An 830-nucleotide genomic window follows, 5' to 3' on the forward strand; every position below is an offset into this window, starting at 1 on the left:
CTGCTCTGACTGCACGGCCTCGATTTCCTGAATCAGCGCGGACCGAATCTCGGATTGCCGGTCACGCTCTGAAATAGGCGACTCGAACTCCTCGGTCAGATCCAGAAGGATTTCCTCGATTTCCTCGACGGGTTCATAGCCACCACGCACATGGATGCGTGCCCAGACTTTGAGGTCATCGCGTTCTTCTGTGGTAAATCGCGTCATCAGTCTCACCTGCGGGAATAAACGAACTTGTGAGAATAACCCGGTTGGCGCTCGAGCGAAACATCCCTATGTGCACTCACAGCAAGAGTTTGAGGGGAGGCCTCCATTGTGACCACGCCGACGTCGGATATCGACGAAAACTCCCAGCGTATCTCGGGGAAATCCGAGCTGGTCGAGTATTTCGAGGCTGGCAACAAGCCGAAAGCAGATTGGCGCATTGGGACTGAACATGAGAAGTTCGGCTTTCTGCGCGATGGTTTGCGCCCGCTTCCCTACGAAGGTGAGGCCTCCGTTCTGGCAATTCTGGAAGGCCTGCGCGACCGGTTTGATTGGCAGCCAATCGTCGAAGGCGGCAAGCTGATTGGTCTGAAGAAGGATGGCGCAAGCGTATCTTTGGAGCCGGGCGGTCAGTTCGAGCTGTCGGGTGCGCCACTCGAAACCATGCACCAGACCTGTAATGAAGTGGGCTCGCATTTGCGCGAAGTCCGAGACATTGCCGATCCGCTGGGCGTTGCTTTCATGGGCCTCGGTGCGAGCCCGGTCTGGAGTCTCGCCGAAACGCCGGTGATGCCCAAAGGCCGCTACCGCATCATGATGGACTATATGGACAAGGTCGGCCGTCT

General features: G+C 57.1%; 2 protein-coding genes. One reads left to right on the forward strand and one right to left on the reverse strand.

Annotated elements, in window-relative coordinates; translation table 11 throughout:
* Positions 1-207 (reverse strand): hypothetical protein (locus B4F73_RS09350; protein ID WP_290483090.1); only part of this gene is annotated, 207 nt, incomplete at its 3' end.
* A gap of 108 nt (positions 208-315) precedes the next feature.
* Between B4F73_RS09350 and B4F73_RS09355 the strand changes: the two genes are divergently transcribed.
* The coding region (locus B4F73_RS09355) for a glutamate-cysteine ligase family protein (RefSeq protein ID WP_290483091.1) at positions 316-830 on the forward strand (515 nt) is incomplete at its 3' end.

It is taken from the genome of Hyphomonas sp. UBA3601, from assembly GCF_002375605.1.
Classification (GTDB): Bacteria; Pseudomonadota; Alphaproteobacteria; order Caulobacterales; family Hyphomonadaceae; genus Hyphomonas.